Raw genomic sequence first — 13,434 nt, forward strand, 5'->3', positions numbered from 1 at the left:
GAGCACGGGCGGGGTCGTCGGACGTCGATGGGCGGGACGAGCCGCCGCGTGCCTGCACAAGTTGCCCGCGGAAGGGGCGAATCGGTTTCCGCCGCTCTAACCCATGCGGAGATCAAGAGGTTCGACGCGAGGTGCTCGGCATGGCCGTCACCTCGCGGCTTCTGGAACTCGCTCTCAAGACGCGACCTTCCTCCGATCCTCATCCACCGCGCGCTCCACCACGCCGAGCATTCCCAGGCCCTCGCGCAGCGACTCCTTGACTGCGTTGGCCACGTGCTTGGCCGGATCGCCCTCCGCGCAGTTGTCGGCGAGCATGGACAGCATCGACGCGCCGCTCACCAGCAGTGCGCGCAGGTTGGCCAGCGCCGAGCCCATCGTCAGATCCGCGCGCAGGCAGATCGCATCGGAGCCGAGTCGCGGTCCGAAGATCTGCGGCTCGGTCATGCCCCAGTCGTGTTGCAGGTGGATCAGCGTCTGCTGATCGCAGCCCGCGAGCGGATGGCGCTGGCGCATCGGCTTGTCGGACTCGTCGATGCGTGCTTGTTGGAAACTTGCCATGTCGTACTACCTCGATCAAGGTTGGACGCCACCAGCTCCGACGTTGAAGGCGACATGCCTTCGGATCGACCGGAGAGGTGGGCGAGATGTTCAACTCACGACAAAGGGACGTGCGGCCGTCCTCGCGGATAGGCCCATCTCGCCCATGATCGAATGATCAAGAGCCCGACGTCGGCCTCAGAACCGGCGTCGGCTTTGTGGTGGGTTGAAGCACCGGAGTCCATGCTCCGTCCGATCGGGACTTCATTCTTTGATCCATATCAAAGACTTCCGGCGATCCATTCCTTAGAGGGAATGCGGGGCATGGGCTCCTACCTTTGAGGGTCAGGGCTTGTCAGTGAGGTCTGGAGGCCCACGCAACTCGTCTCAGGTTGACGTCGCTGCGGTCTCGCCGATGCCCACTCTGGGAGCCTCGTCATCCACATTCATCGCCGCATGAGCTGATACGTCCATGGTCACTAAACTTCGGATTGCGAGCGCCTGCCCCGGATGGCAGGCGAAACGCGACGTTCAACCGGCCGCCGCGGCCATCTCGCCGCTTGGGGTTTTCATGTCCGATGACAGCGACATCGTGCACCGAAGGGTGCGGAACCAAGTGATGTTCTGGCTCCAGAGGGTCGTCGATATCAGGCGCGACCCAACGCCCGTCGACCTCAACGAGGTGATCAACCAGTGGTACGACTGGAACGTCGAGGAGTTGTCCGACGCCCAACTCTATGGCGAGCCGGCTTACGCGACCAAGGAAGCGCTGGCTGCACGTGCGGTCCGAGAAGCGGTCGAGCGGTTCTGCGCCGCTACGCCTCAAGCGATCGAGGATTCAGAAGCAGCCTTCGGCTTGCCGGAGTGGCAACACCTCGAAGCCGCGGCGGCCCACGCCTTGGACGTGATGCGTGTTCGCGGGGTATTGCCCGAGTGAGGCCACGAGCGTGTGCAGGCCCGATCCGCGGGAGCGATGGTCCTGTTCATCGGAGAACAGGTGCTTGACCGAGGTAGGCAGAAGCAAACAGTTGCTCATCCAAAGCGGTACGACTCGTGTGACCTTCGACCGCGAGGTCCGCCCCCAGCCTGCTGAGCGCTCACCACTATCATTCGCCTCCTCGATTCCCCCGATCCATGCGCCTCGATCGTTTCTTCACCTGGATATGCACTGCCGTGTTTGCCGGCACTGGCGTGGTCTATGGCGTCGCCCTGCTGCTTCTGCTTGTGGACGGGCGCATGGTCGAGTTCAGCAAGCTGTCCACAGGGCGCTCATATACCTGGGCCGACTCGCCAGGGATGCTGATCGTCAACACGCTGGCGCACGCCACCCTCCTGAGCGTCCTGTTCCTGTTGGCGAGAATAATCTGGCGGACACAGCCGGACGTCCATGCACGCAGGCGACGACCGTCCCACGCGATGACAGGGCGCCAGTGGGCAGCACTGTCCTTCATGGCGTTCACGCTCATCGCGACCTGCGTCGTCGCGAAGCTTGGCCTGCCAACGGGCGCGATGCGTCGCCCCGCGCTCCTGGTCATCTGGCTGCTCTGGTTGGGGACTTGTACGCTGGGGCCTCTCTGGGCGCTGATGACCGGTCAGATCCGCACCGAATCGGAACGCATCGTGCGGCGATCCGACGATCCAAAAGACTTCTGGCGTCGCTGGATCAAGATCGCCGCCTGTTTCGCGTTGGTGCTGGGTATCGCCACCATGGTGTGCTGGAGCAAGTGGTAAGCGCTTGGGACCACGTCTCCGGACGCCCCTCACATGCTCGCCAGCACGATCATCAGGCTGTAGATCAGGATCGATCCTCCGGCGATGAAGAGCAGCGCCACCGTGCGCCACGCCGCGGCGCCAACACCGAGCGCGTAAGTGCCGCGCAGCTGCGCGAACATGTGCAGCGGCGGCACCACCGTCGCGAGCAGGACCGCCATGCCTGCGAACCCGAAATACCCGCAGATAGCCACGGCGCTCATCAGCAGCGCCATCGCCGACAACGAGTAAAGCGAGAACACGGCATGGTCGAACATGCCGAAGCGGCGTCGAGTCACCAGCAGCAGCCAGAGGAACGGCAGCGAGATCGGCATCAGCAGGAACGCGAACTTGGCCGCCGCGCCCTTGATCTTGTAGAGCGCGAGTTCCTTGTTCTCCAGCGCATGCTTGAGCTTGCGCTCGAAGACCGGCATCCCTGACGTGCCTTCGATCTGCAGCATCGGCCCTTGCGCCTGGCTCAGCGCGCGGTCGATTCGGCCTTCGATGCCGGGCGCGGACAGCCACGGCAGATAACGCGCGAGCGAGGCTCGGACCTGCTGCGCGGCGGCACGCGCGGCCTCGGGATCCTTCGCGGCCTGCTGCGGGTCCAGGAACAGCTGCGCCTGCTCGATCCCGGCGACCTCCACACGTTGCTCGGCAATGGCCGACTCGACGCGGCGGCGCGACGCATCCCCCGTCGGCAATGCGGCCAGTTGAGCCTCCAGTTCACCCAGCTTGGCACGGCTGGTTTCCAGCGTCTGGTTCAGCTTGCCGAGCTGATCCGGATTCAGGCTTCCCCCCACCGTCACGGTCGGACTGGTCAGCGAGAACACAAGGAACATCAGGAAGAGCAGGAACAGCAGCAGCGCCAGCGGCGAGACGTAACGGACGCGTCGGCCGTCGATGTACTCCCGGGTCAGCTTGCCCGGCCTCAGCAGCAGCATCGGCACGGTCCGCCAGGCCTTGGTCTCGAAATGAAGAATGCCGTGCAGGAACTCCTCCGCCAGATGCGCCAGCGAGCGGTGGACATGAGCCGCCTGGCCGCAGCGGTGGCAGAACGCGCCTTGCAGCGGCGCGGTGCAGTTGGCGCAGGCCCCGTGCGCATGCCTGGAGGCATCGGCCTCGGCCCCGGCGCCGCTTCCGCCAGCGATCTCCTGGGCAACGGCGGCTCCCACCAGCATCTCGCCGGCCGCCTCGACTTGGATACTCATGACTCCCTACCCCGACGAGCGCCGCGACGCGCGGCTACGGCGCGGAGTATCTCCTCCGCTCCCCGTCCCGAATGGTCGGCAAAACCCGCCGTCGACGCCCCCCAACGCCCTGGCCGCACTCGTTGCCCGGCGGCCCGCGGTGAGACTAGCCAAGAGTCATTTGCGCCCATCCCGCCAACCCGGCAACATGGGCCGCTCGCCGCCGGACTTCTCCGCGGCGCCCTGCAGGGAGCTTCACATGGCACGTGCCGTCGTTCCTGGTCCGATCGGGTTGGACGTCGCTCGACTGATGTCCGATCCGGGCACGAAGTGGATTGGCGACTCGCCCCGCCCCGGGCCGATCGGCCTGGACGCGTCCGCGGGCGACAACTGGCTGCTCGTGGCCGCGGACTTCACGCCACCGGCCAACGCCCCGTACGTGCCCGCGCCGCAGAAGCCTCTCGCCACACCGGAGGGCGGCGCCCGCGGGCTCACGACCGGCGAGATCGCGATGGCGCGCCTGCTCTTCAAGGATGCGCTCGACTACGCCGCCGTCAAGGTCCACAACGACGAGTACCTGCCCTTCGGCCTGCAGCCCGACGACACGGCCATGACGCCCAACGGCGAGATCTACTTCAACAAGAAGCACTTCAAGGAAGACTTCTCCATCACCGATGTCTACACCCGCCAGTGGTTCATCCACGAGATGGTGCACGTCTGGCAGTACCAGCTCGGCTACCCGGTGCGGCTGCGCGGCGCCATCCGCATCGGCCTCGGTTACGACTACGAATTGAAGTCGGGCACCACCCTCGGCGACTACAACATGGAGTCGCAGGGCGACCTGCTGGCCGACTACTTCGCACTCAAGCACATGAATGCGCCCGAGGCGATGCGCCAACCACAGTTCGCGAATCAGATCACGCTCTTCGAAGAGGTCCTGAATGCCTTCCTCCAGAACCCGGCCGACAAGGCGAACCTGCCTTGAGTCCTCGCTGGCGATCGCGCTCTGCGCGTCACTGGGCGCGCTGAACACCGCCTGCGCCACCTCCCGCATGGGCGACGCCGAGGTCCGTCTGCTGGACGGACAGCCCTGCTTCTCGATCTCCGCCAAGGAAGCCGCGCGCGGCCCGACGATCCGCCTGCAGGCGGTGTTGATCAGCGATACCTCGACGAAACCGGTCGACCGGGTCTGGTCGGTGATGCTCGATCAGCAGCGCTTGCCGACCTTGTCGCCCGACAGCTGCGTCGCCTACGGACAGACGCCGGAGGGTGCCACTTCGAAGCCCACGCCAGTGCCCGAGCTTCAGTCGGGCAAGGTGTATCAGGTCCACCTGAACACGCGCTCGTCGGACTCCTCGGATCCGACGCGCGGCTATGTCGGCAAGTTCTGCTTCATGCCCGACGGCGCGAACAGCCGACGGCTGGTCCCGCTGAAACCCGGCTCCCGCGAGTGGATCGACGAGGTTTGCCGCTGAGGCTTCGGAGAGCAGCTTCGCTGCATGGCTGCCGAGAGCCCGCGCGCTTGGCGCGCCCCTCACCCCGACCCTCTCCCGCAAGCGGGAGAGGGAGCAAGAGGCGCAGCATGAGTTCTCAGCGCATCACCTTCGCCAGGTGACTCGCCATCATCCCCGCCGCGATGCGCGCGACTTCCTTGGGCTTCAGACTCTCGTCGAAGAGCATCTCCACCGTCGCGTAGATCAGCTCCACGACGATGCGGCTCGCGAGCTTGAGTTCCGCGCGCTTCGCCCCCGGCAAGGCCTTCACCAGCAGCCGCGTCTGCGCCTCGGTCACCGCCGCGTGCGAGGTCAGCCGCACCTCCTGCAGCGCGGGCACGGCCCGCATCGCCCGCATGATCCACACGCCCGCCGGGGTGTCGCGCGTCGCCGCGTAGGTGTCTAGCAGCAGCCCCGCCAACGCCTCTTCCAGCGCCGGCACGCCGCGCTGGACCACCTCCACCGACATCCACTTCGCCACGCATTCGTTCTGGCGCTGCATCAGGCGCTGCCCGAGCTCGAACAGCAGCGCGTACTTGTTCGGGAAGTAGCGGTACAGCGCCGGCGGCGACAGCCCCGCCCGCATGCAGACCAGGTTGGTGGAGAGCCGCTCCACCCCCACCTCGATCAAGGTCTGCGCCGCCGCCTCCAGGATGCGCTCATAGGTCTCCGTGGCGCGCTGCTGCGCGGGCAGCTTCTTGGCGGCCAGCGTCGGCGCCGTCACGGCATCCGGCGCGGACTCGGTGTCCGTCTCGGTGCCGGCCCCGAGCGCGATCGCCGACCCCACCGGGAGGGCTGAAGCCGGAGCAGATTCGGAGGTCTTGCGGCGCGAAGCAGGCATGGGCATGGGCGGGTGTGGGCTCTGCGGGATTGTTCCAGGGTTGGCGAGCACCCCGGAACGATAGCCATGACTATAAGATCTCCAGCCATCTTCCAACGCATGGTTTGCGCCGAGATGAGCACACTCCCCTTCACGGCTCCGGCCGCGGCTTCGACCAGCAGCCGTGGCGCGCAGACGCTGGCGATCGTCGTCGGCTCGGTGGCGCTGCTGATGCTCGGCCTGCAGCCGCTGCTGCTGGGCGCGCTGCTGGAGGCCGGCCATGTCACCCTGGAGGGCGTCGGCCTCGTGGCCATGGGAGAGATCGTGGCCTTGGGCCTCGGCGTCCTGATCGGCGATCTGGCGCTGCCGGTGCGGTCGCTGCGCGTCGTCACCGTCATCGCCGCGTTGTGCGCCGCGGCGCTGGACCTCGTGACCATGCGGGTCGCGGGCGATCTGGCGGTGGGATTGGTCCGCGCCGGCGCCGGTCTCACCGAAGGCCTCATGGTCTGGAGCACGACCGCCGTCATCGTCCGGGCCGCCGTGCCCGAGCGGCTGGCCGGGCTCTTCTTCGTCGTGCAGACGCTGGCGCAATCGCTGCTCGGCCTCGCGTTGGCGCATCTCGTGATTCCCTCGCACGGATGGCCGGGCGGCTTCGCGGTGCTCGCCGGGCTCTGCGGTCTGGCCGCCCTGCTCGCCCTGCTGTTCGCGCGGCCGCTCGGCCCGCTCACGCCCACGGTGAGCCAGGTCGGCATCGGCATGACCTGGACCCGGCCGCGCATCGGCACGCTGCTGGTCGTCTTCCTGCAGCTCGCCACGCTCGGCGCGCTGTGGGCCTATGCCGAGCCGCTCGGCACCCGCGCCGGCTTCTCCGCGCTGGCCGTCCAGACGCTCATCGCCGCGGGGCTCGGCATGCAGGTGGTCGGCGGCAGCGCCGGCACTTGGCTCGTGCGGCGTCTGCCGGTGCGGCCCGTGCTGCTGGGATGCGCCGTCGTGCTCGGGCTCTGCGCCCTCGGCATCGCGCGAACCGGGCCAGGCGGCACTGCCGTCTTCGCCGCGCTGTGCGGCCTGTTCACCTTCACCTGGCTGTTCATGCTGCCCTTCCAGATGGCGCTCGCCTTCCGCGTCGACGGCAGCGGGCGCGTCGCGTCCCTGGTGCCCGCCGCCCAGCTCTTCGGCAGCGCGTTCGGGCCGCTCATGGCCTCGCTGGTCGTCACCGGCGACGAGGTCGCGCCGGTGCCCTTCGTGGCCGCGGGCTTCGCGACGCTGGCGATCCTGGCGCTGCCGCTGACGCGCGCGCCCGCCCGGCCTTTGGCGGATTGATCGAAAAGGCTTCAGCACTTCCACCGCCGCTGGCCCTCACCCCTGCCCTCTCCCGCAAGCTGGAGAGGGAGCAAGAAGGCTTCACTACTTCCATTACCGGCGGCCAGGGTTTCTCCGCAAATCAAATTCGATAGTCATCGCTATACCATAGCCATCACTATCCAAATGACGCGAGGGCGAGCCCCTCCGGAGAGGACGCGATGGCAGCTCGACCAGCCCTTTCTCGACGAAGCTTCCCGGGGATCCGGCCCGGGCCGGCCACGGGAATCGTGATCGCGACGCTGTGCGCCGCGCTGATCCCCGGCCTGTCGATGGCCGCCGGCCCGGACGACGCCAAGGGCCGATGGCTGAGCGCCGACGGCGGCGCCGTCATCGAGTTCAAGCCCTGCGACGACAAGCCGGCCGCGCTGTGCGGCCGCATCGTCTGGGACAAGGACGCGGGCAAGTCCAACGACACCTGCGGCATCCAGATCGCGCAGCTGGACCGCTACGAGAACGAGGCCTGGCGCGACGGCTGGGTCTACGACCCGCGCGACAAGAAGAAATACAAGGGCGCGCTGCGCGTGAAGAGCGGCGACCTCTACATCCGCGCCTACATCGGGACCGAGATCCTCGGCCAGACCGAGCAGATGAAGCGCGTGGCGGAACTGCCCGCCTCGCCCGTCTGCAAATCCTGAACACCAGAACGCCCGAACGCCTGAACGAGGAGATCCGAGATGACCCGCAAGACCTTTGCCTGCTCGACCTTCGCCTGCTCGCCCTTCGAATCCGTCGCGGCCCATGTGCCTCGCCTGGCCCTGTGCGCCTTCGCGACGATGAGCGCCCTCTGCCCCCTCACCGCCCGCGCCGACGAGACCGGCACCGCCACGATGGGCGTCGAGACCGAAGTGAAGCTGCTCTCCGACCTGCGCAACCGCGGCGTGTCGGACTCTGGCCGCAAGCCGTCGCTGCAACTGGGCGTGCAGCTCGCGCACGAGTCCGGGATCATCGGCCTCGCGCAGCTGTCCACGGTCAGCAAGAAGGCCTTCACCGACGGCGACGGCGTCAACCTGCTGCTCGGCACCGGCTACCGCTTCGGCGATCCGGACGGCTGGCACTTCGGCGTGGGCCTGGCCAAGGAGTTCTTCCCCGGCGCGAAGTTCGACGCGCCGCACGGCATCGACATGGAAGCCGGCGTGCCGGTGGACTTCCGCCGCACCCGCTACGACACCGCCTACGCCGTGCTGGAGATCGGCTGGGGCAGGCTCGAAGGGCGCGTCCTCAACGTGCTCTCGCGCACCTACCGCGGCGCGGACACCGGCGGCGTCTGCGGCCAGATCCTCGTCGCCGCCGTCGACCCCACGCCGGCGCTCGAGTGTTATGCGCGCGGGGACCACAACTCCCGCGGCAGCCTGCTCTACGACCTCACCTACCGCCATCCGCTGACGCCCACCACCACGCTGAACCTGCACGCGGGCACGCAGAAGATCCGCCACTTCAAGGAGGCGGACTTCAGCGACTACTCGATCGGCATCACCCATCAGCGCTGGGGCCTCAACTTCACCGCCGAATGGGTTGCCACCCGCACGCATCGGCCCGAACTCTTCATGATCCCCGACGGCGACGGATGGAAGCGCCAGGACAACAACACGCTGGTCGTCTCCGTGTCGCGCAAGTTCTGATGACCTCGTCGGTCCCTTCGTCCCCCTCGTTCAGCTCGCCGCTCTCGCCGCCCTCGTCGACATCGCGGACCTTGCCGATCTCGCCGAATGCGCCGAACTCGCCGAACTCGCCGCTCGTGCTGGCGGTGGACCTCGGCACCAGCGGCTGCAAATGCGCGCTGGTGAGCCTGGACGGCGAGGTGCTGGCCTGGGCCTTCCGTCCCGTTGCGCTGGTGGTCGACGGCGCGCGGGCCGAGCAGGACCCGGAGGCCTGGTGGCGGGCCTTGCTCGAGGCCGCCGGTGAGGTGCTCGCGCCCGACGCGGCGCGGCGGCGGCGCGTGACGGCGGTGTGCTGCTCCACGCAGACCGAGGTCACCGTCTGCCTGGGCCACGACGGCCGCGCGATCGGTCCGGCCTTCAGCTGGCTGGACGCGCGCGGCGCCGCCGCGATCAAGCGTCGCCTGCGCGGGCGCTGGCTCAACATCGAGGGCTACGCGCCGCACAAGCTCTGGCGCTGGCTGCGGCTCACCGGCGGCGCGCCGTCGCTCAGCGGGCGCGATGCCGCCGGTCACATGGCCTTCATCCGCGATGAGATGCCCGCCGTCCACGACGCCACGCGCTGCTTCCTCAACGCGCTCGACTACCTGAACTACCGCCTCTGCGGACGACTCTGCGCGACGCAGGATTCCATCCTCACCAGCTGGGTCACGGACAACCGCGACCCCTCGCGCATCCGCTACGACGACCGGCTGATCCGCGGCCTGGGACTCGACGCCGGCAAGCTGCCGCCGATCGTGCGCTCCACCGACGTGCTGGGCCCGCTGCTCCCCGACGTCGCCGCGGCACTGGGACTTCCCGCCTCCACGCCGGTCGTGGCCGGCGCCGTCGACACCTCCGCCGTCGCGGTCGGCGCCGCGGTGTCGGACTTCGAGACCCACCTGTACCTGGGCACCTCGTCGTGGCTGGGCGCGCACGTGCCGGAGATGCGGACCGACGTCCGCCACAAGATCGCCGCGGTGCCCTGCGCGGTCGACGACCGCTATCTCGCGCTCGCGCTGCAGTCGACGGCCGGCGCCAACCTGTCCTTCCTGCGCGACCGCATCCTGTACCACCCCGACGAACTGGCCTCCGACGAGGAACACCCCGCCGTCTACGAGCTCCTCGACAAGATCGCCGCGCGCGTGCCGCCGGGGTCGCGCGGGCTGATCTACACGCCGTGGCTCTTCGGCGAGCGCACGCCGGTCGACGATCCGCTGCTGCGGGCGGGCTTGATCAACCTCTCGCTGGAACATTCGCGGGAAGACATCTTCCGCGCCTTCCTGGAGGGCGTCGCGCTGAACACGCGCTGGATGATGGAGCCCTTCGCGCGGCTGCTGGGGCGCTCGCCCGGCACGATCGCGGCGGTGGGCGGCGGCGCGCAGAGCGACGTCTGGTGCCAGATCTTCGCGGACGTCACCGGCCAGCCGATCCGGCAGCTCGAGCATCCGATCCAGGCCAACGCGATCGGCGCGACCTTCCTCGCCGGCATCGGCACCGGCGCGCTGCGCTTCGGCGATCTGGCGACGCTGCGCCGCACGCGCCGCATCTATGAGCCGGCCACCGCGCTGAGCCGGCTGTACGGCGACAAGTTCGAAGCCTTCAAGGAAGTCCGCATGCGCCTGGCGCCGCTGTACCACCGGATCAACCAGGTCCCCGCGACGGACGCGGCGGCAGGCGTCAGGACCGCCCCGGCGACAGGAGCCGCGACATGAAGCACGAGGTCGAGCGCCGACACGTGGTGGACCTCTGCCTGCGCCTGTCCGAGCGCGGCTACTTCGCCGGCACGGGCGGCAACCTGATGCTGCGCATCGATGACGAGCGCGTCGCCGTCACGCCGTCCGCCACGGACTACCTCGTCATGCGGCCCGAGGACGTCTGCGTGCTGCGGCTGTCGGACCTGACCGTGGTCGACGATGCGAGCACGACCGCGCGCACCGACGCGCGCACTGACGCGAGCACTGACGCGAGCACCGATGCGAGGAGCAGCGCCCGCAAGCCCTCCGTCGAGACCGGCCTCCATGCCCGCGTGCTGCGCGCCAGACCGGACGTCGGCTGCAGCATCCACACGCACCAGCCGCTGGCGAGCGCCTGCGCGCTGATCGGCCAGCCGCTGGTCGTGCCGGAGGCGCTGCGGCGCTGGCTGGGCCCGGAGGTGCCGGTCGTCGGTTACGCGCCGTCCGGCACCGCGTGGCTGGCGGGCAAGCTCGCCAAGGCCGTCCGCCCGGACCGCCAGGCCTACCTGCTGCGCAACCATGGCATCCTGTGCTGCGCCGCGGACAGCGCCACCGCGCTCGAAGCCGTCGAGCGCCTCGAGACGCTCGCCCGCGGCCTGCTGGCGGCGCGCATCGACGAACGCGTCCACCGCGAGCCCGCCCTCCGAGGCAGGCTCGCCCCGGTGCGCGATCTGCTGCTTCATCTCAAGGGACCGTGATGTCTACGCTTGCCTCCGCCCCCACCTCGCCCGCCGCACCCACCTCACCCACCGCCGCCGGCATCGCCGCGCCCGCGCCAGGCGGGCGACATGCCGCCTCGCCATCCGGCGCCCTGCCGCCGGACGCGCCCGCCGTGCCCACCTGGCCGGACACGCACGCGCTCTACGAGCGCTTCGCGGCGCTCGTGAACCAGCCGATGCGGCCCATCCGGCCGGACGCGATGCCCAAGGTCCTGCGCTGGTTCGACGATCACTGCGCCGGGTCGAAGCGCCTGGCGGAGCAGGCCGCCGCCGTGATCCCGGGCGGCGTGCAGCACAACCTCGCCTTCAACCATCCGTTCCCGCTGGCGATCACGCGCGCCGAGGGCGCGCACCTCACCGACATCGACGGCAATCGCTACATCGATTTCCTGCAGGCCGGCGGCCCGACGCTGCTCGGCAGCAATCCGCCGGCGGTGCGCGCGGCGGTGCACGCGCTGCTCGACGACTGCGGCCCGGTCACCGGCCTGCTGCACGAGTACGAGGTCAAGCTGGCCGAGCTGGTCTGCCGCCACATGCCCGGCGTGGAGATGCTGCGCATGCTGGGCTCCGGCACCGAGGCGGTGATGGGCGCGGTGCGGCTGGCCCGCACCTTCACCCGGCGTCAGCGCGTCATCAAGATCGGCGGCGCGTATCACGGCTGGAGCGACCAGCTCGTCTACGGCATGCGGCTGCCGAAGACAGGCCGCATGGAAGCGATCGGCATCCCGCGCGGCGCCACGGCGCACACGCAGGAGTGCCTGCCCAACGATCCCGAGGCGCTGCGGCGGCTGCTGCGCTGGAACCGCCTGCGCGGCGGGACGGCGGCGGTGCTGCTGGAGCCGTTCGGGCCGGAGAGCGGCACGCGGCCCGTGCACCGCGAGTTCAATGCGCAGGTCCGCGCGCTCTGCGACGAGTTCGGGGCGCTGCTGATCTTCGACGAGGTGGTGACCGGCTTCCGCGCCGGCATGGGCGGCGCGCAGGCCTACTTCGGCGTGACGCCCGACCTGACGGTGCTGGGCAAGTGCCTGACCGGCGGCTACCCGATGGCGGGCGCGATCGGCGGCAAGCGGGAGATCATGATGTCGCTCGTCGGCGGGATCGGGACGACCTCGCGGCGCGCCTTCGTCGGCGGGACCTTGTCGGCGAATCCGCTCAGCTGCGTGGCGGGCTACCACTCGCTCCTCGAGGTGGAGCGCACCAACGCGCCGGCGGTGGCCGGGCGGGCCGGCGAGCGCCTGCGCAGGGGACTGGAGGAAATCATCCAGCGGCGCGGACTGCCGTATGTGGCCTACAACCTCGGCTCCATCGTGCATCTGCAGACCTCGGGCGTGCTGCTGCTCGACACGAGCAGCTTGTGGAAGCTCATCAAGGTCAAGGACGAGGCCAAGCGCCGCAAGCACATGATGGAGGAGATGGGGGCGGCGTTCACCGCTCACGGATTGATCTCGGTCGCGGGCAGCCGTCTCTACACGAGCCTGGCCGACACCGACGAGGTCATCGACGACGCGCTGAACCGCTTCGACGACGTGATGGCGCTGGCATGAGCGACGACGCGCTCCGCGATGCGTGGCTCAGCCTCCGGCAGCGGCTGCTGGCGCGCGGACTCATGCCGGACGCCGCGGACAGTCTCTCGCTGCGCGATCCCACGAGCGGGCAATTGGGGTGGGGAACGGCCACGGACGCCTCGATGCGGACGATGCCGCTCGCGCCTGCCGAGGGCCGCGGCACGGGCGCGCCGGCGCTTCATCGAACGGTCTACGCCGCTCGGCCCGACGTCTGCGCCGTGCTCGTGGGCGGAGGTCCGTTCTGCCGGCAGATGGCGGCCTTCGGCGGATGGATGCCGCCGGTCTTCGACGAACAGATCCGACAGCTCGGCCACATGGCGCGGCCCACCGACGACCTGTCGCAACTGCCGGCCGCGCTGGCCGATGGCGGCAATGTGGCGCTGCACGCGGGTCAGGTCTTGCTGCTGGGGATGACGCCGTCGCGGCTCGCGCTCAACGCGGAGCTCTTCGAGAAATGCGCGAAGGCCTGGATCCCGGCGACGGCCAGCGGCGCGAAGCTGCGCACGCTGCCGTGGATCGTGCGTCGTGTCGCCAACGGCAGGCTCATGAAGGAAGAGGCCCTGGCTCGCGATCAGGTGCGGCGAGGGAAGCCGCCGGTGGAGACTAGCGGCTACTGACCTTGCCCAGGA

Annotated in this window: 14 protein-coding genes; 11 read left to right on the forward strand and 3 right to left on the reverse strand. The window is 69.1% G+C overall.

Annotated elements, in window-relative coordinates; translation table 11 throughout:
* Positions 1 to 174: 174 nt before the first annotated feature.
* Positions 175 to 558 (reverse strand): hypothetical protein, encoded by a 384-nt coding sequence (locus ACQ4L4_RS10370; RefSeq protein ID WP_431104151.1) that lies wholly within the window; start codon positions 556 to 558, stop codon positions 175 to 177.
* 451 nt (positions 559 to 1,009) lie between these two features.
* Here ACQ4L4_RS10370 and ACQ4L4_RS10375 point away from each other — a divergent pair, with 451 nt between their 5' ends.
* Entirely contained in the window at positions 1,010 to 1,474 is a 465-nt protein-coding gene (locus ACQ4L4_RS10375; RefSeq protein WP_431104152.1) for a hypothetical protein, read from the forward strand.
* A 197-nt stretch (positions 1,475 to 1,671) separates the two neighbouring features.
* On the forward strand, positions 1,672 to 2,268 hold the full coding sequence (locus ACQ4L4_RS10380) for a hypothetical protein (RefSeq protein WP_431104153.1): 597 nt from the start codon (positions 1,672 to 1,674) through the stop codon (positions 2,266 to 2,268).
* Between the two features lie 29 nt (positions 2,269 to 2,297).
* Here ACQ4L4_RS10380 and ACQ4L4_RS10385 read toward each other — a convergent pair whose 3' ends face one another.
* A complete protein-coding gene (locus tag ACQ4L4_RS10385; RefSeq protein ID WP_431104154.1) occupies positions 2,298 to 3,497 on the reverse strand; it encodes a DUF3667 domain-containing protein in 1,200 nt (399 codons plus the stop codon).
* A 238-nt stretch (positions 3,498 to 3,735) separates the two neighbouring features.
* Here ACQ4L4_RS10385 and ACQ4L4_RS10390 point away from each other — a divergent pair, with 238 nt between their 5' ends.
* On the forward strand, positions 3,736 to 4,461 hold the full coding sequence (locus ACQ4L4_RS10390; RefSeq protein ID WP_431104156.1) for a hypothetical protein: 726 nt from the start codon (positions 3,736 to 3,738) through the stop codon (positions 4,459 to 4,461).
* Positions 4,418 to 4,951: a hypothetical protein gene (locus tag ACQ4L4_RS10395; RefSeq protein WP_431104157.1), complete on the forward strand. Its 534-nt coding sequence runs from the start codon at positions 4,418 to 4,420 to the stop codon at positions 4,949 to 4,951. The genes ACQ4L4_RS10390 and ACQ4L4_RS10395 overlap by 44 nt, the downstream gene beginning before the upstream one ends.
* Before the next feature lie 115 nt (positions 4,952 to 5,066).
* Here the strand turns inward: ACQ4L4_RS10395 and ACQ4L4_RS10400 are convergent, their stop codons facing one another.
* Positions 5,067 to 5,816, reverse strand: coding sequence for a TetR/AcrR family transcriptional regulator (locus ACQ4L4_RS10400; RefSeq protein WP_431104158.1), 750 nt, complete (start codon positions 5,814 to 5,816; stop codon positions 5,067 to 5,069).
* 108 nt (positions 5,817 to 5,924) lie between these two features.
* Here ACQ4L4_RS10400 and ACQ4L4_RS10405 point away from each other — a divergent pair, with 108 nt between their 5' ends.
* The 7 genes from ACQ4L4_RS10405 to ACQ4L4_RS10435 all read left to right on the forward strand — a co-directional run bounded on the left by ACQ4L4_RS10405 (position 5,925) and on the right by ACQ4L4_RS10435 (position 13,422).
* Positions 5,925 to 7,109 (forward strand): MFS transporter, encoded by a 1,185-nt coding sequence (locus tag ACQ4L4_RS10405; RefSeq protein ID WP_431104159.1) that lies wholly within the window; start codon positions 5,925 to 5,927, stop codon positions 7,107 to 7,109.
* A 269-nt stretch (positions 7,110 to 7,378) separates the two neighbouring features.
* The gene (locus ACQ4L4_RS10410; RefSeq protein ID WP_431104160.1) at positions 7,379 to 7,786 is read left to right on the forward strand and encodes a DUF2147 domain-containing protein; all 408 of its coding nucleotides are present in this window, start codon (positions 7,379 to 7,381) and stop codon (positions 7,784 to 7,786) included.
* 39 nt (positions 7,787 to 7,825) lie between these two features.
* Entirely contained in the window at positions 7,826 to 8,770 is a 945-nt protein-coding gene (locus ACQ4L4_RS10415) for a TorF family putative porin (RefSeq protein ID WP_431104161.1), read from the forward strand.
* Complete coding sequence (locus ACQ4L4_RS10420) at positions 8,770 to 10,500, forward strand: xylulokinase (protein ID WP_431104162.1); 1,731 nt, start codon at positions 8,770 to 8,772, stop codon at positions 10,498 to 10,500. The genes ACQ4L4_RS10415 and ACQ4L4_RS10420 overlap by 1 nt, the downstream gene beginning before the upstream one ends.
* Complete coding sequence (locus tag ACQ4L4_RS10425; RefSeq protein ID WP_431104163.1) at positions 10,497 to 11,219, forward strand: class II aldolase/adducin family protein; 723 nt, start codon at positions 10,497 to 10,499, stop codon at positions 11,217 to 11,219. Before ACQ4L4_RS10420 ends, ACQ4L4_RS10425 begins: the two co-directional genes overlap by 4 nt.
* On the forward strand, positions 11,219 to 12,784 hold the full coding sequence (locus ACQ4L4_RS10430; RefSeq protein ID WP_431104165.1) for an aspartate aminotransferase family protein: 1,566 nt from the start codon (positions 11,219 to 11,221) through the stop codon (positions 12,782 to 12,784). The genes ACQ4L4_RS10425 and ACQ4L4_RS10430 overlap by 1 nt, the downstream gene beginning before the upstream one ends.
* Complete coding sequence (locus ACQ4L4_RS10435) at positions 12,781 to 13,422, forward strand: hypothetical protein (protein ID WP_431104166.1); 642 nt, start codon at positions 12,781 to 12,783, stop codon at positions 13,420 to 13,422. Before ACQ4L4_RS10430 ends, ACQ4L4_RS10435 begins: the two co-directional genes overlap by 4 nt.
* Positions 13,423 to 13,434: the final 12 nt, after the last annotated feature.

Origin of the sequence: Roseateles noduli (genome assembly GCF_050626985.1) — a bacterium.
GTDB lineage: Bacteria > Pseudomonadota > Gammaproteobacteria > Burkholderiales > Burkholderiaceae_C > Roseateles > Roseateles noduli_A.

Excerpts from the sequence above, each read along its gene's own strand:
- ACQ4L4_RS10385 (WP_431104154.1), bottom strand. The coding sequence starts at position 3,497 with ATGAGTATCCAAGTCGAGGCGGCCGGCGAGATGCTGGTGGGAGCCGCC.
- ACQ4L4_RS10390 (WP_431104156.1), top strand. The coding sequence starts at position 3,736 with ATGGCACGTGCCGTCGTTCCTGGTCCGATCGGGTTGGACGTCGCTCGA.
- ACQ4L4_RS10370 (WP_431104151.1), bottom strand. The coding sequence starts at position 558 with ATGGCAAGTTTCCAACAAGCACGCATCGACGAGTCCGACAAGCCGATG.
- ACQ4L4_RS10430 (WP_431104165.1), top strand. The coding sequence starts at position 11,219 with ATGTCTACGCTTGCCTCCGCCCCCACCTCGCCCGCCGCACCCACCTCA.
- ACQ4L4_RS10415 (WP_431104161.1), top strand. The coding sequence starts at position 7,826 with ATGACCCGCAAGACCTTTGCCTGCTCGACCTTCGCCTGCTCGCCCTTC.
- ACQ4L4_RS10420 (WP_431104162.1), top strand. The coding sequence starts at position 8,770 with ATGACCTCGTCGGTCCCTTCGTCCCCCTCGTTCAGCTCGCCGCTCTCG.
- ACQ4L4_RS10395 (WP_431104157.1), top strand. The coding sequence starts at position 4,418 with ATGCCTTCCTCCAGAACCCGGCCGACAAGGCGAACCTGCCTTGAGTCC.
- ACQ4L4_RS10435 (WP_431104166.1), top strand. The coding sequence starts at position 12,781 with ATGAGCGACGACGCGCTCCGCGATGCGTGGCTCAGCCTCCGGCAGCGG.
- ACQ4L4_RS10375 (WP_431104152.1), top strand. The coding sequence starts at position 1,010 with ATGGTCACTAAACTTCGGATTGCGAGCGCCTGCCCCGGATGGCAGGCG.
- ACQ4L4_RS10405 (WP_431104159.1), top strand. The coding sequence starts at position 5,925 with ATGAGCACACTCCCCTTCACGGCTCCGGCCGCGGCTTCGACCAGCAGC.
- ACQ4L4_RS10380 (WP_431104153.1), top strand. The coding sequence starts at position 1,672 with ATGCGCCTCGATCGTTTCTTCACCTGGATATGCACTGCCGTGTTTGCC.
- ACQ4L4_RS10425 (WP_431104163.1), top strand. The coding sequence starts at position 10,497 with ATGAAGCACGAGGTCGAGCGCCGACACGTGGTGGACCTCTGCCTGCGC.
- ACQ4L4_RS10400 (WP_431104158.1), bottom strand. The coding sequence starts at position 5,816 with ATGCCCATGCCTGCTTCGCGCCGCAAGACCTCCGAATCTGCTCCGGCT.